General features: G+C 67.7%; 17 protein-coding genes and 2 riboswitches. Of the genes, 12 read left to right on the top strand and 5 right to left on the bottom strand.

Annotated elements, in window-relative coordinates:
- The first annotated feature begins 103 nt into the window (after positions 1-103).
- Together pyk and tesB are read left to right on the top strand one after the other, a co-directional pair.
- A complete protein-coding gene (gene pyk, locus BLQ75_RS07500; protein WP_092599936.1) occupies positions 104-1,525 on the top strand; it encodes a pyruvate kinase in 1,422 nt (473 codons plus the stop codon).
- 111 nt (positions 1,526-1,636) lie between these two features.
- On the top strand, positions 1,637-2,581 hold the full coding sequence (gene tesB, locus BLQ75_RS07495; protein WP_170837380.1) for an acyl-CoA thioesterase II: 945 nt from the start codon (positions 1,637-1,639) through the stop codon (positions 2,579-2,581).
- Positions 2,582-2,686: 105 nt separating this feature from the next.
- Here tesB and BLQ75_RS07490 read toward each other — a convergent pair whose 3' ends face one another.
- Complete coding sequence (locus tag BLQ75_RS07490; protein WP_092599933.1) at positions 2,687-3,187, bottom strand: Lrp/AsnC family transcriptional regulator; 501 nt, start codon at positions 3,185-3,187, stop codon at positions 2,687-2,689.
- Positions 3,188-3,270: 83 nt separating this feature from the next.
- On the opposite strand from BLQ75_RS07490, the gene BLQ75_RS07485 reads away from it, so the two are divergent.
- The 3 genes from BLQ75_RS07485 to BLQ75_RS07475 all read left to right on the top strand — a co-directional run bounded on the left by BLQ75_RS07485 (position 3,271) and on the right by BLQ75_RS07475 (position 6,528).
- Positions 3,271-3,897 (top strand): LysE family translocator, encoded by a 627-nt coding sequence (locus BLQ75_RS07485; RefSeq protein WP_211481225.1) that lies wholly within the window; start codon positions 3,271-3,273, stop codon positions 3,895-3,897.
- A 166-nt stretch (positions 3,898-4,063) separates the two neighbouring features.
- On the top strand, positions 4,064-5,638 hold the full coding sequence (gene dacB / locus BLQ75_RS07480) for a D-alanyl-D-alanine carboxypeptidase/D-alanyl-D-alanine endopeptidase (protein ID WP_244515309.1): 1,575 nt from the start codon (positions 4,064-4,066) through the stop codon (positions 5,636-5,638).
- A 209-nt stretch (positions 5,639-5,847) separates the two neighbouring features.
- Positions 5,848-6,528 carry a DedA family protein gene (locus BLQ75_RS07475; protein WP_092599930.1) on the top strand — a complete coding sequence of 227 codons (681 nt, stop codon included), beginning with the start codon at positions 5,848-5,850 and terminating at the stop codon, positions 6,526-6,528.
- A gap of 159 nt (positions 6,529-6,687) precedes the next feature.
- On the opposite strand, the gene bioB is transcribed toward BLQ75_RS07475, so the two are convergent.
- The 4 genes from bioB to BLQ75_RS07455 all read right to left on the bottom strand — a co-directional run bounded on the left by bioB (position 6,688) and on the right by BLQ75_RS07455 (position 11,489).
- Positions 6,688-7,749 carry a biotin synthase BioB gene (bioB, locus tag BLQ75_RS07470; RefSeq protein WP_092599927.1) on the bottom strand — a complete coding sequence of 354 codons (1,062 nt, stop codon included), beginning with the start codon at positions 7,747-7,749 and terminating at the stop codon, positions 6,688-6,690.
- A 207-nt stretch (positions 7,750-7,956) separates the two neighbouring features.
- Positions 7,957-9,237: a serine hydroxymethyltransferase gene (gene glyA / locus BLQ75_RS07465; protein ID WP_092599924.1), complete on the bottom strand. Its 1,281-nt coding sequence runs from the start codon at positions 9,235-9,237 to the stop codon at positions 7,957-7,959.
- A gap of 51 nt (positions 9,238-9,288) precedes the next feature.
- Positions 9,289-10,392 carry a glycine cleavage system aminomethyltransferase GcvT gene (gcvT, locus tag BLQ75_RS07460; protein ID WP_092599922.1) on the bottom strand — a complete coding sequence of 368 codons (1,104 nt, stop codon included), beginning with the start codon at positions 10,390-10,392 and terminating at the stop codon, positions 9,289-9,291.
- Positions 10,393-10,426: 34 nt separating this feature from the next.
- A riboswitch (glycine riboswitch) is annotated at positions 10,427-10,523 on the bottom strand.
- Positions 10,524-10,661, bottom strand: a riboswitch (glycine riboswitch).
- Positions 10,662-10,856: 195 nt separating this feature from the next.
- Positions 10,857-11,489 (bottom strand): TetR/AcrR family transcriptional regulator, encoded by a 633-nt coding sequence (locus tag BLQ75_RS07455; protein ID WP_092599919.1) that lies wholly within the window; start codon positions 11,487-11,489, stop codon positions 10,857-10,859.
- Between the two features lie 176 nt (positions 11,490-11,665).
- Here BLQ75_RS07455 and BLQ75_RS07450 point away from each other — a divergent pair, with 176 nt between their 5' ends.
- The 7 genes from BLQ75_RS07450 to BLQ75_RS07425 all read left to right on the top strand — a co-directional run bounded on the left by BLQ75_RS07450 (position 11,666) and on the right by BLQ75_RS07425 (position 18,750).
- The gene (locus BLQ75_RS07450) at positions 11,666-13,300 is read left to right on the top strand and encodes an AMP-binding protein (RefSeq protein ID WP_092599916.1); all 1,635 of its coding nucleotides are present in this window, start codon (positions 11,666-11,668) and stop codon (positions 13,298-13,300) included.
- Between the two features lie 11 nt (positions 13,301-13,311).
- Complete coding sequence (gene fabG, locus BLQ75_RS07445; protein ID WP_244515308.1) at positions 13,312-14,079, top strand: 3-oxoacyl-ACP reductase FabG; 768 nt, start codon at positions 13,312-13,314, stop codon at positions 14,077-14,079.
- 104 nt (positions 14,080-14,183) lie between these two features.
- Positions 14,184-15,362 carry an acyl-CoA dehydrogenase family protein gene (locus BLQ75_RS07440; protein ID WP_092599913.1) on the top strand — a complete coding sequence of 393 codons (1,179 nt, stop codon included), beginning with the start codon at positions 14,184-14,186 and terminating at the stop codon, positions 15,360-15,362.
- A 179-nt stretch (positions 15,363-15,541) separates the two neighbouring features.
- On the top strand, positions 15,542-15,703 hold the full coding sequence (locus BLQ75_RS23390; RefSeq protein WP_170837379.1) for a hypothetical protein: 162 nt from the start codon (positions 15,542-15,544) through the stop codon (positions 15,701-15,703).
- Positions 15,704-15,976: 273 nt separating this feature from the next.
- Positions 15,977-17,179: a Tm-1-like ATP-binding domain-containing protein gene (locus BLQ75_RS07435; protein WP_092600458.1), complete on the top strand. Its 1,203-nt coding sequence runs from the start codon at positions 15,977-15,979 to the stop codon at positions 17,177-17,179.
- On the top strand, positions 17,172-18,044 hold the full coding sequence (locus BLQ75_RS07430; RefSeq protein WP_092599910.1) for a phosphoenolpyruvate hydrolase family protein: 873 nt from the start codon (positions 17,172-17,174) through the stop codon (positions 18,042-18,044). The genes BLQ75_RS07435 and BLQ75_RS07430 overlap by 8 nt, the downstream gene beginning before the upstream one ends.
- A 268-nt stretch (positions 18,045-18,312) precedes the next feature.
- The gene (locus tag BLQ75_RS07425) at positions 18,313-18,750 is read left to right on the top strand and encodes an SRPBCC family protein (RefSeq protein WP_092599907.1); all 438 of its coding nucleotides are present in this window, start codon (positions 18,313-18,315) and stop codon (positions 18,748-18,750) included.
- Positions 18,751-18,816: the final 66 nt, after the last annotated feature.

Raw genomic sequence — 18,816 nt, 5'->3', positions numbered from 1 at the left:
GTGCACGGGGACTGAAAGGATCCAGTATGCGTCCTCTCGGATCTTGGTTGACGTCGGCGGTGGCATACTTCGCGCGCGAGCCGACGCATTAGGCTGTGGCACCGTGAGTCGACGAGCCAAAATCGTTTGTACTATGGGGCCAGCCACCGCCACGCCGGAGAAGGTGGCCGAGCTCGTCAGTGCCGGGATGAACGTCGCCAGGCTGAACTTCAGCCACGGAAGCCATGACGACCACCGTCGGGTTTACGACATGGTGCGTGCGGAGGCTGCCGAGTCCGGACGCGCGGTGGGGATTCTCGCCGATCTGCAGGGACCGAAGATCCGGTTGGGCACCTTCGCGGAGGGAGAGGTCGAGTGGCGTACCGGTGAGGTCGTCCGGATCACCGTGGAGGACGTGACCGGAACCCACGACCGGGTGTCGACCACCTACGAGGGCCTGGTCGGCGACGCCAAGGTGGGCGACCAGATCCTGGTCGACGACGGAAAGGTCGGTCTCACGGTCACGGCGGTCGAGGAGACCGACGTGGTCTGCGAGGTCGTCGAGGGCGGTCCGGTTTCCAACCACAAGGGGCTGTCGCTTCCCGGGATGGACGTCTCCGTTCCCGCCATGTCGGACAAGGACGTGCAGGATCTGGAGTTCGCGCTGGAGATGGGCGTGGATTTCATCGCGCTGTCGTTCGTGCGCACTCCCGCCGACATCGACAGCGTGCACCAGGTCATGGACCGGGTCGGATGCCGTGCTCCGGTGATCGCCAAGCTGGAGAAGCCCGAGGCGGTGGACAATCTGGAGGCCATCGTGCTCGCCTTCGACGGTGTCATGGTCGCCAGGGGAGACCTCGGGGTCGAGTTGCCGCTGGAGCACGTCCCGTTGGTCCAGAAGCGGGCGATAGGCATCGCCAGGGAGAACGCCAAGCCGGTGATCGTCGCCACCCAGATGCTCGACTCCATGATCGGCAATCCCCGGCCGACCAGGGCCGAGACCTCGGACGTGGCCAACGCGGTGCTCGACGGAACCGACGCCGTGATGCTGTCCGGTGAGACCAGCGTCGGTGACTACCCGGTGGAAACGGTCGAAACCATGGCGCGCATCGTGGAGGCCGTGGAGGCGGGGTCCTCGGAGCCGCCGGAACTGAGTCACGTGCCGCGGACCAAGCGTGGTGTGATCTCCTACGCCGCCAGGGACATCGGCGAGCGCCTCAGCGCGAAGGCACTGGTGGCTTTCACACAGTCCGGTGACACCGTCCGGCGGTTGGCGAGGCTGCACACCAGGCTGCCACTGTTCGCCTTCACCCCGGAGGAGTCCGTTCGTAGTCAGCTCGCTCTCACTTGGGGGACGGAAACCTTCCTGGTGCCTAGTGTGGAGACCACTGACCAGATGGTGCGCCAGGTGGATCAGGCGATGCTGTCGCTCGGCCGCTCGGACAGCGGCGACATGGTCGTCATCGTCGCGGGCTCCCCGCCCGGGACCGTCGGGTCGACCAACCTGATCCGGGTGCACCGTCTCGGCGAAGAGGATCACGTCTGACTTCTCCCGGACGCGGCGGAACCGGAGACTCGGGTGCGAGCTCCGTACTCCGGCATTCCGCTGCCCGGGTGGGTCGGCGTGCGGCCCCCCCACCGACACGAGGAGTCCGAAGTGACCCAAGCGGCACGTGCCGCTGCCGCCGATCCGGCGGGCACCGGCAGTCAGTCGTCCGTCCCGGTCGATGCCAGTGGTATGCCGCACGGACAGCCGGTGCTGGATCGGCTGGTGGCGTTGCTGGACCTCGAACCGATCGAGGAGAACATATTTCGTGGCGTCAGTCCGGCGGAATCCCCCGTTCGAGTGTTCGGAGGCCAGGTAGCCGGACAGGCTCTGGTCGCCGCGGGAAGAACGGTGCCGTCGGAACGTCGGGTGCACTCGCTGCACGCCTATTTCCTCCGTCCCGGTGATCCCAGCGTCCCGATCGTCTACCAGGTGGACCGGACCCGGGACGGTCGTTCGTTCACGACTCGCCGCGTCGTCGCGGTGCAGCACGGCAAGACGATCTTTTCGCTCTCCGCCTCGTTCCAGGTGGAGGAACGGGGGATGGACCATGCCGAACCGATGCCCGAGGTACCTGCCCCGGAGGAGCTGCCCACCTACGGGGAGCGCCTCGGCGACCTCGCGGGCGAAGTGGGCGGAATGGCGAATCTCCCCCGCCCCATCGACATGCGGCACGTCACCGAGCCGCCGTGGTTGAGTCGGGAGGACGGTCCCCGCGACGCGCGCAGCAGGGTGTGGATGCGGGCGGACGGCGATTTGCCCGACGACGACCTGCTGCACGTCTGCCTGCTCGCCTACGCCTCCGACCTGACCCTGCTCGACTCGGTGCTCGCCAGGCACGGCGTCTACTGGGGTGTGGACCAGGTCCACGGGGCCAGTCTCGACCACGCCATGTGGTTCCACCGGCGCTTCCGCGCCGACGAGTGGTTCCTCTACGACTGCAGTTCGCCCAGCGCCTCCGGAGCGCGGGGGCTGGCCACCGGTAACTTCTTCTCCCGTGACGGTTCCCTGATAGCCACCGTGGTGCAGGAGGGCCTGCTCCGGGTCGAGGACTAGACCCCCTGCCGGGGCCGCCCCGGCCACGCTTGCCACACCCCTCGGGAAGCGGGCTCCGTCGAATATCCACCGGAGCACACCGGCACGGCGGAGCGAGTCGTCCCGTCAGCCGCGTCGCCGTGCCGGTCGTGGTGGTCGCGGCGGCGTCAACGCGCGGGTGTGCACCTGCTCCAGCACGACCGAGGTGGTGAAGTGCCGCACCTCGGTGCGTGCCGATAGCTTGTCCACCAGGAAGCTCTGCAGGTGCGCGCTGTCGGCGACCGCCAGGTGCAGCAGGAAGTCCGCCTGCCCGCTCACGTGCAGTAGTGAGCGCGTCTCGGGCTGGGCCATCACGAACTCCCGGAAGGAGTCGACCACAGCCCTGGTGTGCGGTCGCACGTTGATCGACACCACCGCCTCCAGCGTGAGTCCGGTGGCCGCCGGGTCGACGTCGATGTGCGAACCGGTGATCACTCCCTGCTCCCTGAGCCTGCGGACGCGTTGCAGGCAGCTCGACGCGGCGAGGCCGATCCGCTCGGCCAGTGTCCGGTTGGGCAGCGTCGCGTCGTTCTGCAACTCCTCCAGGATTCGCCAATCCACCGAATCCAGTTCTGTCGAACTCGCCATGGCCGAACATCCTATGTCGTAGCTGGATCGAATACGAACGATTCACCCACTATAGCGATGTCTGTCGAAGAATTGTCGGTTCGATGTTCGAGGAGTTCGCAGTGCACATCGCTTGGGGGTCGTTCCTGCTCGCGTTGTTGGTGATCATTCTGGTGCCGGGGCCCGACTTCGTGATGGTGACGCGCAGCGCCGCCAGCGGGGCTCGCTGGGGATGGCTGGCGGCAGCCGGGGTTACCTGCGGGTTGCTCATCCACGCCACGGCAGCCACCGCCGGGCTCTCGGCGTTGGTGATCGCCTTTCCCGCGGCGCTGCTCGTGGTCAAGATGCTCGGGGTCGGTTATCTCCTGTTGATGGGGGTTCAGATCCTGCGTCGCGCGGGAGCTCCCCAGGAACCGCAGCGGGAGGCGGCGCCCGCTTCGGGGCGGGCGGTGTTCCTGCGGGCCCTGCTGGTCGACGTGCTCAATCCGAAGGTGCTGCTCACCTTTCTCACCCTGCTGCCGCAGGCGATGGACTCGGCGGGTGACCCGATGAAGCAGGCTCTGTTGCTCAGTGCCGCGGCCGTCGCTTCGTTCGGTGCCTGGTGGCTCGTCGTCGTCCCCTCCGTGGGGTGGTTGTCGGCCTTTCTCGCCGCTCCCCGGCGCAAGCGGGTCTTCGAGCGGTGCTGCGGTGGTGCGTTGCTGCTGATGGCCGGGTCGATCGCGTTCGCCTGAGACAACCGGGGGCGGACGGCTCCCGGTTGGAGCGCGGGAGCGCGACACGCCCCTCGATGAGCGGGAGAGTTCGTTGACCTCGGCTACGAGACGTGCTTGGTTGGCCAGGCCCCTGATCGTCCCGCTCGACGGTTACGAGCGCGGCCCGAGCTGCTGAGGAGTGGCGGTGCGGCGTGCCCTGGTGTTGCTGGTCGGTTTCACGGTGCTTCTCGCGGTTCCGGGCGCGGCGTCTCCCGTCGGTTCCACGCGCTCGTCGTTGCGGGCCGATCTGGACCGGATCCTGTCCGACTCCCGGCTGGAGGGGGCCTCGGTCGGGGTCGTCGTCCGTGATCCGGCCACCGACCGGATCCTCTACCGCCGCTCGCCCCACCGCCGGTTGGTCCCGGCCTCCAACGCCAAACTGTTCACCTCGGTAGCGGCGCTGGAGGCGCTCGGGCCCGACTTCCGGTTCCGAACCGGGGTGTTGACCACCGGCATGCGACGAGGTGGGGTGCTGCTCGGCGACCTCTACCTGCGCGGTGGCGGTGATCCCACGATGCTGGCCTCGGACTACCGGAGGCTGGCCGACCGGATCGCCGATGCCGGCATCCGGGTCGTCCGGGGGGACGTGCTGGCCGACGACTCCCACTTCGACGACCGCGGGCTGGCGAACGGTTGGATGGCGATCGACGAGCCGTACTACTACGCCGCGCCGGTCTCGGCGCTGACCGTGGCGCCGAACACCGACTACGACGCCGGATCTGTGGTGGTCCGAGTGCGGCCGACTCGTCGAGGCCAGCCGGTGCGGGTGAGTTCCCATCCCGAGACCGACGCGGTCGAGATCGTGAACCGCGCGCGCACGCTCGCCCCCGGTGCGACGGCTCGACTCTCCGTCCGTCGCGCGCACGGTACCGATCGGGTGATCGTCAGCGGAGGAGTTCCCGCTGGATCGGGGACTCGGCGAGTCTTCAGCAGTGTCCCCGACCCCACCGCCTACGCGCTCGACGTGTTCCGCCGTGCCCTGGTCGAGCGGGGGATCACCTTCGAAGGCGTGGGAGAGGCCGTGACCCCGGAACGGGCCCGGGTGCTGGCCGAGCACCGTTCGATGCCGTTGCGACGTATGCTGGTGCCGTTCCTCAAGCTCAGCAACAACGGTCACGCCGAGGCGCTGGTCAAGGCCATGGGCAGGGTAGTTCGGGGAGAGGGGAACTGGCAGGCCGGACTGCGGGTGGTGCGGAACCGGATGGCCGCCCTGGGGATCGAGCCGGGCGACTACCGGCTGGTGGACGGTTCGGGGCTTTCCACGCTTGACTCGTTGGCGCCCGCGCAGCTGGCCGAGCTGCTCGACGTGGCCCGTGAACGGCCCTGGTTCGAGACCTGGAAGCGGGCGCTGCCGCTGGCCGGTGCTTCTGACCGGATGACCGGCGGCACCCTCCGGGGGCGGATGCGCGGGACCCCCGCCGAGGGGAACGTCTCGGCCAAGACCGGCTCGATGACCGGGGTCAGTGCGCTGTCCGGCTACGTTCGTACCCGCACCGACCGGCAGCTGGTGTTCTCCGTGGTGTTCAACGGTTTCCTCGCGGCACCGCCCCGCGAGGTCCAGGACGCGGTGGTGGTCCGACTCGCTCGGCACGGTGCCGGGGCGGAAGGTGCTCCTCCGGACCCCGATGGGCGGGGCCGTTCCTCGGTGGAGGTCGCCGACACCCCCTCGACGCCTCCCGATGAGGCGATGTTCGAGTGCTCCTGGAGCAAGAGCTGCTGAAGGTACTATGCGGGTGGTCGTCGTGTTTCGGCGCCGCGGAACCCGAGGTGCGTTGTCCGGATTCCACTTCGTGTGCCAGGTCGTCGATATCCGGTCCCGCTTCCGGCGCTGGCCGGTGTGATCCCGTTGGACTCTGGGGGCGATTCCGGATTCATACCGTTGGTCTCACACGGTAGCGTGATCCTCGTTACCCGGCCCTAGGAGTGTGTGTGTCTGTCGTCAGTGAGATGCTGGCCGCGATCGCGGGGCTGCCCCGCCCGTTGTTGATCGTGGTGGTCGGCGCGCTGGTGCTGGGAGAGTGCACGCTGGGGATCGGGTTCGTCGTTCCCGGTGAGAGCGGGTTGCTGATCGCTTCGGCCGCCGTGACCGACTTCGGATTCTTCCTGACCCTGTCGGTGTCCGTGGCGTTGTTCGCCGCGATCGGCGACAACATCGGCTTCCTGCTGGGACGCCGATACGGCTGGCGACTGCGGGAGAGCGCTACTGTCCGCAAGCTGGGGCAGCGTCACTGGGACCGCGCCGGAACGCTGCTGCGTCGCTACGGGATCGGCGCGGTGTTCGTGGCCCGGTTCTTGCCGGTGGTGCGCACGCTCACCCCGGCCGCGGCGGGATCGTCCGGGCTGAGGTACGGGCGGTTCCTGGCGGCATCGTTGTCGGGGGCGACGATGTGGTCCACGCTGCACGTGGCCACCGGGTGGTTGGCGGGAGCCTCGGCCAAGTACGTCGAACACATCCTCGGCGGAGCGGGCTGGGCAGTGCTGGGAGCTCTGGTCGCGGTCGGGGTGATCACCTGGCTGTGGCGGCGGCGCAGGGGGCGGGTCACCGAAGCCGGTCCGGCGGAGATCGTCGACGACACGCCCGACCTCGACGAAGTCGACCGAGCGGCGTGAGCCGAGCCACGAGGTCTCCCGTCGGTGAGCCACCCGACGCGACCTCCTCCGGGGAGCGGTTCAGCGCGGAACACGGTCGCCCGATGCCCCCGCATCGCCACCGGAGGATGATTCGCCCCGGTGCGGGCATCCTCACCGGGGCGAACGGTGTCCTTCGGGTCAGACGTTGGCGGCCACGTCGGTGCCGACCCCCCGCCTGCGGATGTTGACCAGGTCGTGACGCCGCTCCGGCAGGGTCCGCTCCTCGGACCCTTCCACCACGAAACCCGCGTCGGCGATCAGCTGACGGTCCTGCTCACCGGTTTTGCCCTCGCTGGTCAGATAGTCCCCGAGAAAGATCGAGTTCGCCACGTGCAACGCCAGGGCCTCCACGTTGCGCAGATGGACCTCCCTGCCTCCCGCGAGCCGCACCTCCACGTCCGGGAAGAACAACCGGTAGAGCGCGAGGATGCGCAGGCACCGCTGCGGGGTGAGTCGCCACTCACCGGCCATCGGAGTGCCCTCCATCGGGATCAGGAAGTTGATCGGAACGGAATCCGGGTCGAGTTCCAGCAGCTCGAAGGCCAGGCTCACCACGTCATCGTCCGACTCGCCCATGCCGAAGATCGCGCCGGAACAGGGGGAGAGCCCGGCTGTGGTGGCGCTGCGCACCGTTTCGGCCCGGTCGGCGAAGGTGTGGGTGGAGCAGATCTCGGCGTAGCGCCGTTCGTTGGTGTTCAGGTTGTGGCTGTAGGCGTCGGCCCCGGCCTCGCGCAACTGCTCGGCCTGCCCCTCCGACAACAATCCGAGACAGGCGCACACCTCCACGTCGGGTTGCTTCCGCCGGATCGCCTCGATCGTCTCGGAGATCCGGTCGATGTCTCGCTGTCCGGGGCCGCGTCCACTGGCGACCAGACAGATCCGCTTCGCTCCGGCGGTGGCGGCCTCGTCGGCCGCACCGGCCGCCTCCTCGGCCTTCACCCAGGAGTACTTGAGAATCTCCGAGTCCGCTCCGAGCCGTTGTGCGCAGTAGGTGCAGTCCTCCGGGCAAAGCCCGCTCTTCATGTTGACGATGGTGTTGAGCTTGACCCGGTTGCCGAAGAAGTGCCGACGTACCCGGCCCGCCGCCGCGACCACGTCGAGGACGTCGAACTCCTCGGACAGCAGTCGCGTGGCCTCGTTGCGGCTCGGTGCCTCGCGACGCAGTGCTTTCGTGACCAGGTCTTCCAGTGTGCTCGTCATGGCCTCGACACTCGTCGAGCCCGCGAGCCGCGACAAGATCGCGAAATCTACAACATTCCCACCCGTGAGTTGTCCGGAGCCGTTCGGGCTCCGAAGCAGCAGTGCCGCGCCCCGGGGAAGTTCCGGGGCGCGGCACTGCCGTGGACCGTGGTCGCGGGCTCGATCCGTCCCGCCGGGGAGGGCGGGGTCACGGAGCGGCCCGACGCTTCACAGGTTCGGGTACAGCGGGTGCTTGCTGGCCAGCGCCTCCACACGACCGCGCAGTTTCTTGCTCACCGACTCGTCGAAGTCGGAGTGCAGCGCGGTGGCGATGATCTCGGCGATCTCGGTGAAGTCCTCGGCGCCGAAGCCACGGGTGGCCAGTGCCGAGGTGCCGATGCGCAGTCCCGAGGTGACCATCGGCGGACGCGGGTCGTTGGGCACCGCGTTGCGGTTGACCGTGATGCCGATCTCGTGCATCCGGTCCTCGGCCTGCTGACCGTCCAGCTCGGAGTCGCGCAGGTCCACCAGGACCAGGTGCACGTCGGTGCCGCCGGAGACGATCTGCACCCCCGCGGCCTTGGCGTCGGCGGACTGCAGCCGCTCGGCGATGATCCGAGCGCCTTCCAGGGTGCGACGTTGCCGGTCGACGAAGTCCTCGGTGGCGGCCAGCTTGAACGCCACCGCCTTGCCCGCGATCACGTGTTCCAGCGGGCCACCCTGCTGGCCGGGGAACACCGCCGAGTTGAACTTCTTGCCGAGCTCCTCGTCGGAGGACAGGATCACACCGGCACGCGGGCCGCCCAGCGTCTTGTGCGTGGTTGTGGTCACCACGTGCGCGTGCGGCACCGGGTTCGGGTGCAACCCGGCCGCGACCAGACCGGCGAAGTGGGCCATGTCCACCATGAGGTAGGCGCCGACCTCGTCGGCGATCTCGCGGAAGCGCTTGAAGTCCAGCTGGCGCGGGTAGGCGGACCAGCCGGCGATGATCACCTGCGGTTTGTTCTCGCGGGCGAGCCGGGCGACCTCGTCCATGTCGATGAGGTGGTCGTCCTCACGGACCCGGTACGGCACGACGTTGTAGAGCTTGCCCGAGAAGTTCAGCCGCATCCCGTGGGTGAGGTGGCCACCGTTGGCCAGATCGAGGCCCAGGATCGTGTCACCCGGCTTGAGCAGCGCGAACATCGCCGCCGAGTTGGCCTGCGCACCCGAGTGCGGCTGGACGTTGGCGTAGGAGGCCCCGAACAGCTGCTTGACCCGGTCGATGGCGAGGCGTTCCACGACGTCGACGTGCTCGCAGCCACCGTAGTAGCGCTTGCCCGGGTAGCCCTCGGCGTACTTGTTGGTCAGCACCGACCCCTGAGCCTCCAGCACCGACTGGGGTGCGAAGTTCTCCGAGGCGATCATCTCCAGCGTGTTCTGCTGCCGGTGCAGCTCCGCGTCGACCGCGTTGGCCACCTCGGGGTCTACCGAAGCGAGCCTCTCGTTGAACAGATCGCCTGACGGCATGATCGTTTACCTCCGTGTTCTGATTCTCGGTGGAGCGGGGCGGGCGCGGTCTCAGCGGTTCCGGCTGTAGAAGGGCGGTTCCACGACCTCCACGGCGACTGCCTTGCCGCGAATGTCCACTTGTAACTCGGCCCCCGTCTTCGCGCTGGTCTGGTCCACGTAGGCCATCGCGATCGGGTGACCGAGCGTGGGCGACGGCGCACCGCTGGTCACGACACCGACGTCGGCGCCGTCACCGTCCAGCACCCGGTAACCGTGGCGTGGGGCGCGGCGGCCCGTTCCGCGCAGCCCCACCAGTGTGCGCTCCGGCGTCCGCTCCGCTGCGTCGGCGAGCGCGGCGCGTCCCACGAAATCTCCCGTCTTGTCCAGTCGGACCACCCGGCCCAGATTGGCTTCGAACGGGGTCACCTCGGTGGAGAGCTCGTGACCGTGCAACGGCATACCGGCCTCCAACCGCAGTGTGTCCCGGCATGCCAGGCCGGCGGGCCGCAGCCCGTACGAGGCGCCCCCCTCGCTGAGCGCCTGCCAAACCGTAGCGGCGTCGTTGACGGATGTGAACAGCTCGAAACCGTCTTCGCCGGTATAGCCGGTGCGGGCGAGTAGAACATCACAATTTGCTACCCGGCCGGGGTACCCCGCGAAGTAGCGGACCTCCGTCAGGTCGATGTCGGTCAGTGGAGCCAGGACGTCCTTGGCGACCGGTCCCTGGATCGCGACCAGCGCGTACTCCTCGGACTGGTCGGTGTAGTCGACGTCGAAACCGCTCACCCGTTCGGCCAGCTCCGACGAGACGACGGCGGCGTTGGCGGCGTTGGCGACAACGAGGAATTCCCGCTCCCCGGTGCGGTAGACGATCAGGTCGTCCAGCACGCCGCCCGCCTCGTCGCAGATCATCGTGTACCGCGCGCGTCCCACCCTGATCGCGGAGGCGTTGGCGACCAGGGCGTAGTCCATCGCCTCGGCCGCCTGGGGGCCGCTGACGCGAAGCTCGCCCATGTGAGTGAGGTCGAACAGGCCCGCCGTGTTGCGCACCGCGTTGTGCTCGTTCGTGTCACCCGAGTAGCGCAGCGGCATCTCCCAGCCCGCGAACTCGGTGAAAGTGGCACCCAGCCGTTGGTGGATCTCGTGCAGCGGGGTCTTGCGGGGTGGTGTCATGATGTGAAACTCCTAGTGGTCGGCGCCGTTACGGCGTCTCCCCGGAGTCATTGGCCTGAGAGTTTCACCGCGCGCTGCGGCTTGCACCGTGGGCGAGGGGAACCTACCCCCTGCTTTCCTCCTGAATCGCCTGGTGTCATGCGGTGATCGGGCCTGAGAGTTTGTGGGGAGTGTTGCTCCTTCGGCGCTCCGCGCGCACGTTGGGGCCATTGCCGTGGCCGGGCAGCGTTGCCGCGAGCCGAGTGCGGAGTCTCTCCCGCATGACGTCATAGGCGCAGTGTTCGATTGTAGAGTGAACGCTACGTAGCCCCGGCGGTCGAGTCAACAACACGTGAAGGTGATCCTGTCCGTATTCCGCCCGCGCGCGTCGCGCGAGGGTTGTCGGGTTCTCGCGGCCTCGGTTCCGTGGGCGCCCCTCGCCGGTGCCGCGGTGGTCCGTCGTCGTGGGCGGCCTCCGGTGGTGGTCACTCAGCGCTGTCGGTCTCGGTGTAGCGTCTGCGCAGTCCCTCGATGAATGCGTGCAGGGCAAGTTCGAAACTGGCGTGGTCGATCTCGGCCGCGTGGCTTCGAAGCAGGTGCGCCCTGCTCAGGTTCGGGAACCTCTCGTCATAGATCTCCGCGTCGTCGACGAATCCGCCCGCGAAGGACCCCATCGCGCTGCCGACCACGAGGTACTTCACGGAGGCCCCGATCATGGTCGCGTAGCGCTGCGACCAGCCCGCTTCGACCAGCCCGCCGTGGACGGCGTCGGCCCGCCGCAGCGCGGCCTCCCTGCGGGCGGGACCGGAGGCGATGAACGGAACCAGGTTGGGGTGTTCGGCCAGTGCGCGGTGGTAGGAGCGCGCCCAGACGGTCACTCCTGTGACCCAGTCGCTCCCGAAACCGGAGACGTCGACCTGGTCCATCATCGAGTTGGCGAGGTCGTGCAGCAGCTCGTCCTTGTTGGGGACGTAGTTGTACAGCGAGGCCGCCCGCACACCCAGCCGCTCCGCCAGACGTCGCATGGAAAGGGCTTCCAGCCCGGCGGTGTCGATGATCTCCAGGGCGCACTCCCGGATGCGCTCCATCGACAGCAGGGGCTGGCTCGGTCTGGGCAAGGACTGACCTCCGTGGGCTGGTCGGCGGGACGAATCCGGTTCGGCGGTCACGAGTCTTGTCAAACGTTGTCGCCGACTTTAGGGTCTCACAAAACTAACGTCGTTAGTTAAGCTGTCGGCCGCAGCGGTGCGCGCCGCACGCGGTAGCGGCTCCTGACGTACGAAGGAGGTCGCTGATGACCACGAACCATCCGGGCACGGGGACGGGGGAGGCGATCGGGGACGCGAGTTCGTCCACCTCGCTCTCGTTGGCCTCGGTGCTCGCGGAACCGGCCCGCCGCACTCCGGAGGCCCTCGCCGTCCTGGAGGGGCGGGAACGTGTCAGCTACGGCGAGTTGTGGGAACAGGTGCGCGGGCACGCCGCCGCGCTGCGGGGACTCGGCGTGGCCACCGGCGACAGGGTCGCCCTGGTGGCCCCGAACGTCGCGGACTTCGTCCGCGCCTACTACGCGGTGCAAACGCTGGGGGCGGTCGTGGTGCCGGTTCCGGTGTTGCTCGTGCCGGAGGAGGCCGCTCATCTGGTCTCCGACTCGGGAGCGAAGGTGATTCTGGGACACACCAGCCAGCTGGAGCTGGCCCGGGGATGCGCCGAGCGGACCGGTGCGAGCCTGGTGACCCTGGGGTCGCGAGGTTCCGAGCGCTCCGATGACGATCCCCCCTCGTTGACCGAGCTGGCGGAGGACGTCGAGCCGGTCTCCCACTTCGTGACCCGGGGGCCACAGGATCCGGCGGTGATCTTCTACACCAGTGGAACCACGGGCAAGCCCAAGGGCGCGATCCTCACCCATCTCAACATGGTCATGAACGCCACGGTCAACGCGTTCGACGCCAACGACACCAGTTCGAGCGACTGGGTGCTGGGTTGTCTGCCGTTGTTCCACGTGTTCGGACAGACGGTCTCGATGAACACCACGTTCCGGGCCGGCGCCACCCTCGTGTTGCAACCCCGTTTCGATCCGCTCCAGGCGTTGGAACTGATCCGCGAGCACGGGATCACCCACTTCAACGGGGTACCCACGATGTACACCCGGATGCTCGAGGTGGCCCCGCCGGAGATGCGGCTACCCAGTCTGCGGCTGTGCATCTCGGGGGGAGCGGCATTGCCGGTCTCGGTGCTGGAGCGGTTCAACGAGCGGTTCGAGACCCAGATCCTGGAAGGCTACGGCCTCTCCGAGACCTCGCCGACGGCCACGGTCAACCAGCCCTCCATCGGCACGCGTGCGGGCACCGTCGGCCATCCCCTGTGGGGAATCGACGTCGAGATCGCCGATCCGGACTCCGAACGGATCGAGTTGTTGCCGCGCGGAAGCCGTGGTGAGGTGGTCGTGCGGGGCCACAACGTGTTCGCCGGTTACCTGGGGAACCCGGAGGCCACCCGCGCCGCGCTCGTCGACGGCTGGTTCCGCACCGGCGACATCGGAGTCCGGGACGAGGACGGTTTCCTGTCCATCGTCGACCGCAAGAAGGAGTTGATCATTCGCAACGGGTACAACGTCTACCCGCGCGAGGTCGAGGAACTCCTGCTGGAGCACCCCGAATTGGCGCAGGTGGCGGTCGTGGGGCTGCCGGACTCCACCCGTGGCGAGGAGATATGCGCGGTGGCGGTGCATGCCACACTGTCGGCAGGGGATACCGACCAGTCGGTTAGCGACCGGGTGGTGGAGTGGGCCGCGAACCGGTTGGCGGCCCACAAGTATCCGCGGCGGGTGGTCTTCACCGACGAGCTCCCCCTCGGCCCCAGCCACAAGGTGCTCAAGCGGGAGTTGCGCGAGCGGATCATTCGCGAGGAACAACAGGCGAGTCAGAACTGAAGGAGCAGAACGTGACGCGAGAACTGCAGGACCGGGTGGCCGTGGTGACCGGCGCGGGAAGGGGGATCGGCGCCGCCATCGCCGAGACGCTGGCCTCCTCCGGAGCCGCCGTGGCCGTGGTGGACCTCGACGAGGCCAGCTGCGCCGATACCGTGCGTCGCATCACCGAAGCGGGGGGATCGGCCCTGGCCGTGGCCGCCGACGTCACCGACTCGGACTCCGTGGACCGTGCTTTCACCCGGGTCTCCGAGGAGCTGGGAACGGTCGGTGTCCTGGTCAACAACGCCGGGGTCACCAAGGACAACATGCTGTTCAAGATGTCCGAACAGGACTGGGACACCGTCATGGGGGTTCACCTGCGCGGTGCCTTCCTGTGCAGCAAGGCCGCTCAGCGGCAGATGGTCCCCCAGCGGTGGGGAAAGATCGTCAACCTTTCCAGCGTCTCCGCGCTCGGCAACCGCGGCCAGGCGAACTACTCCACCGCGAAAGCCGGTGTCCAGGGCTTCACCAAGACCCTGGCGATCGAACTGGGGCCGTTCGGCATCAACGTCAACGCGATCGCCCCCGGATTCATCGTCTCCGACATGACCGCCACCACGGCCGAGCGGCTCGGGGTGACCTTCGAGGAGCTGCAGCAGGGAGCCGCCGCCGAGACACCGGTGCGCCGCGTCGGTCAACCGAGCGACATCGCCAATGCGGTCAGCTTCCTGACCAGTGAGCAGTCCTCGTTCGTGACCGGTCAGACGTTGTACGTCGACGGTGGTCGCAAACTCGGCTGACCACCGGTTCCCCACGTGGGCGCAGCGGCCCGGCCGGTGCGCCCACCTCTCACCCCGGCGATTTCCCGTGAAATCGTCGTCCCCGCCACCGAGGAAGGCTTGTCATGGTTGATTTCGCACTGTCGGACACCGAGCGCGACATTCGCGACTGGGTTCGCAACTTCGTTCAGCGCGAGCTGATGCCCCTGGAGCAGCAGGTACTCGACCGGGAACGTCGCGGTGAGCGCGGCCTGACCAAGGAGGAGACCGAGGGGCTGCGCGACAAGGCACGTCAGGCGGGCTTCTGGGGAGTGCAGACGCCGGAGGAGTACGGCGGCATGGGGCTCTCCGCAGTGCTGACGGCCCTCGTGGAAGTGGAGCTCGGCCGGACCTTCGTCCCCTTCACCTTCGGAGGCGCCGCCGACAACATCCTCTACTACGGCAACGAGGATCAGAAGCAGCGTTACCTGATCCCGACCATCGAGGGGACCCGCAAGTCCTGCTTCGCGATCACCGAACCCGACGCCGGGTCCGACGCGAAGAACATTCGCACCACTGCCCGCAAAGAGGGCTCCGAGTGGGTGATCGACGGTGAGAAGACTTTCATCACCGGTGGTATCGACGCCGACTTCGCCATGGTCTTCGCGGTGACGGACAAGGAGAAGGGCGCCGACGGGGGAGTCACCTGTTTCCTGGTCGACCGGGACATGGGCTGGACCTCGGAACCCATCGACATCATGGGTGAGTGGGACCGGCAACCCGCAGCGCTGACCTTCGACGGCGTCCGAGTCCCCGAGGAGAACGTGCTCGGCGAGGTCGGCAACGGCTTCGGACTCGCCATGCAGTGGATCGGCCGGGGCAGGTACCTGTTGCCCGCTCGCGCGCTCGGTGGTTGTGAGCGCATGGTGGAAATGGCCACGGAGTACTCGCAGTCCCGGAAGACCTTCGGCGCCCCGATCGCGGACCGGCAGGCCATCCAGTGGATGATCGCGGACTCCGCCGTCGAGATCGAGGCGTTGCGCTGGCTGGTGCTGCAGGCGGCCTGGCAGGCCGACCAGGGCATGGACTCCCGCCACGCGCAGTCCATCGCCAAGCTGCACGGCGGTGTCCGGGCCAACGAGATCGTGGACCGGGTGATGCAGATCCACGGCGGGATGGGCTACACCAGAGAACTACCCATCGAACGCTGGTACCGCGATCTGCGGCTGCTGCGCATCTTCGAGGGGACCGACGAGATCCAGCGCCGCACAGTGGCACGCAACCTGCTCAAAGGGCACGCCTCGGTGCGCGGGGTGCTGGGCTGACCGAGCGGTCGTGGAGTGTGGTGGGCAGGCCGTGCGGCGACCGCCCCTCCACGCCGTTCCACTCCCGCGAGCTCCGGTGCGAAGCCTGGTTTCCCATTGGTTGTGACGGTCGTCTCACTCGGTGATGTCGATGGGTACTCTGGATGTCGGATGGCCCCGACCAGATGCCAGGAGCGATCATGTCGATCTTCAAGAAGGTAGTCAAGGTAGCCGAGCTCGCCAAGAGTCCGCAGGGCAAACGTGCCATCGAGCAGGCCCGGCGCTACGCCCGGGACCCCAAGAACAAGGAGAAGATCGACCGGGTCGTGAGCAAGGTCAAAGGCAGAGGCAAAAGCCACTGACGTGCTGACGGCTCGGTCGGCCGCCTCGCCCCGTCGGGAGGGGCACGCGACGAGCCCGACGGTGACGACCATCTCGGAACGCCCGGCCGCGACCGGGCGTTCCTTCTCGTTCGGGCTCGGTCCACCGTGTCCCGCGGGGCCGTGAATCGGAATCCGGCTCGTGCCGGGCCGTTTTCCGGCGCCCTCGGGGCATCGCGGCCGGGGGCTGTCGAGCGGAGCCGGAAGCCAGTAGAGTGCCGCACACATGATCATCGATTGGTCACGGAGCGTGTGTTGGGCAGGGTCTACGTGGTCGGAACCTTCGACACCAAGGGCGACGAACTCGGCTACGTGGCCGAACTGCTTCGCGCGGACGGCTCCTCGGTGGTGACCGTGGACCTCGGCACCGCTCGGTCCGATGCCACCACCGCCACTTCGGTCTCCGCGGCATCCGTGGCCGAGCACCACCCGCACGGTGGCGAGGCCGTGTTCACCGGCGAGCGCGGTTCGGCGGTCGCCGCCATGTCGGAGGCCTTCCAGCGGTTCCTGGGCACCCGCGACGACGTCGCCGGGATCATCGGGATAGGGGGATCGGGTGCCACCGCCCTGGTCACGCCGGCGATGCGTTCCTTGCCCGTCGGAGTTCCCAAGTTCGTGGTCTCCACGGTCGCCTCCGGAGATGTCTCCGGTTACGTCGACGCCAGCGACATCGCCATGATGCCCGCCGTGACCGACGTGGCCGGGCTCAACCGGATCTCGCGGCGGGTGCTCGCCAACGCCGCGCACGCCCTGCACGGGGCCGTGAGCGCACCCGGTCCGGTCGTGACCGACAAACCCGCCGTCGGTCTGTCCATGTTCGGTGTGACCACCCCGTGTGTCAGCGCCGTGGCCGAGGAACTCGCCGGAACGTACGACCCCCTGGTGTTCCACGCGACCGGCACAGGTGGTCGTGCCATGGAGAAGCTGGTCGACGACGGGTTGCTGCACGGTCTGCTGGATGTCACCACCACTGAGCTCTGCGATCTCCTCGTCGGCGGTGTGATGAGCGCGGGAAGCGGACGCCTCGACGCCCCGGCGAGGGCGGGGCTGCCGTACGTGGGCTCCTGCGGTGCGCTCGACATGGTCAACTTCGGTGCCAGGGACACCGTGCCGGAGCGTCATCGGAGTCGGCTGCTCTACGAGCACAACTCCCAGGTCACCCTGATGCGCACCACCCCGGAGGAGTGCGAGGCCATCGGTCTGTTCCTCGCGGACAAGCTCAACGCACTCCCCGGCCCCGTGCGGTTCCTGCTCCCGGAAGGAGGGGTGTCCGCGCTGGACGCCGTCGGCGAGCCTTTCCACGATCCGGAGGCCGACGGAGTGTTGTTCGACACACTCGAACGCAACGTGGTGCAGCACGAACGACGGAGCCTGGTCCGAGTGCCGCACAACATAAACGATTCGCTGTTCGTACGGGCTCTGCTGGACGCGTTCTGCGAGGTGATGAGTGATGAGTGAGCACGATCCGCAAGCGGGCTCGTCCAACGGGCGGGCACCGACCCGCGGCGAGGTACTGCGATCGCTGCGCCACAAGGTCGAGCGGGGTGTGCCGATCGTCGGTGGGGGCGCCGGTACGGGGCTGTCCGCCAAGTCCGAAGAGGCCGGTGGTATCGACCTCCTCGTGTTGTACAACTCGGGGCGCTACCGCATGGCCGGTCGGGGATCGTTGGCGGGGCTGCTCGCCTATGGAAACGCCAACGAGATCGTGTTGGAGATGGCGCGCGAGGTGCTGCCGGTGGTCCGGCACACTCCGGTGCTGGCAGGAGTGAACGGAACCGATCCGTTCATGATTCCGGAGAAATTCCTCGGACAACTGCGTGATCTGGGATTCGTGGGAGTGCAGAACTTTCCCACGGTCGGCCTGATAGACGGGACGTTCCGGGCAAACCTCGAAGAAACCGGCATGAGTTACGAGCTCGAGGTCGAGATGACGCGTATCGCCCGGGAAATGGATCTACTCACCACCCCCTACGTTTTTTCCGCGGACGAGGCTCGCGCCATGGCGCGAGCCGGTGCCGATGTGATCGTTTGCCACATGGGGCTGACCACGGGGGGAAGCATCGGTGCCGAAACCGCTCGGGATCTCGATGACTGCGTGCGTTCGGTTGAGGAGTGGTCGAAAGCGGCGGCCGAGATTCGTGATGATGTTCTGGTGCTTTGTCACGGCGGTCCGATAAGTGAACCGGAGGACATGGCCTACGTGCTTTCACGGACCACCCGTTGCCACGGTTTCTACGGGGCGAGCAGTATGGAGCGGCTGCCCACCGAACGGGCTGTCGCCGCCCGTACGGAGGCCTTTCTGGAACAGCGAGTCTCGGGATGACGCGCCCGTCGGGAGTCCCGGCGCGGAGTCGGGGAACCGTGCGAGATCGCCGGGACGTGAGGTGCTTTTCCGAAACACGTCCACGTGATGTTCCTCGGTTCTCGGGGCGAACGCCACGTGGTCGTCCCCGGAGAGCGAAGGTGTCCGGCAGGCGCGGGAGGCATCATCGGCGAGGGAGAGTGCGCCGGGGACGATCGATTTCCGGCGGTTCCGGCACGGTCGACCGCCACTGCTTCGTGCTGTCCGTCGAGAGGAGAGTGAGGAATTCGTGGCCGAATCGTACTCCAGTGCCCTGGTGGAGGCTCCGGTGGAGCGCGTCTGGCGCCTTTTCGGGGATTTCGCCGCACTGGCCGACTGGCATCCCGCGATAACGGCGGGCGAGATCGAGCAGAATTCGTCTCCTTCCGAGGTAGGAGCCGTGCGCAAGCTGTGGCTCGCGGACGGCTCGACCGTCCGGGAACGGTTGGTCTCGTTCGATTCCGTTCGGTGCTCGTACGGGTATGAGATGTTGGAGGGACCGTTTCCGGTGCGGAACTACCGGGCCACCGTACGCGTGACGCCGGTTACCGCCGGCGGTGCGACATTCGCGGAATGGTCGGCGAATTACGACGCCGACGAGGACCGGGTGATCGAACTGGACCGGGCGTTCCGCGAAGACGTGTTCGCCGCCGGACTGGCGGCACTGGCGCGAATCTGCGCCGGGTGAGCCCGCATCCGCCCCGCGTCGCCGTTCGGCTCGCCGGTTTCCCGTTCGATTCCCCTCGTCCGCTCC

It is taken from the genome of Actinopolyspora xinjiangensis, from assembly GCF_900104475.1.
Lineage (GTDB): Bacteria > Actinomycetota > Actinomycetes > Mycobacteriales > Pseudonocardiaceae > Actinopolyspora > Actinopolyspora xinjiangensis.
This window is presented reverse-complemented; position numbering and strand designations above follow the sequence as displayed.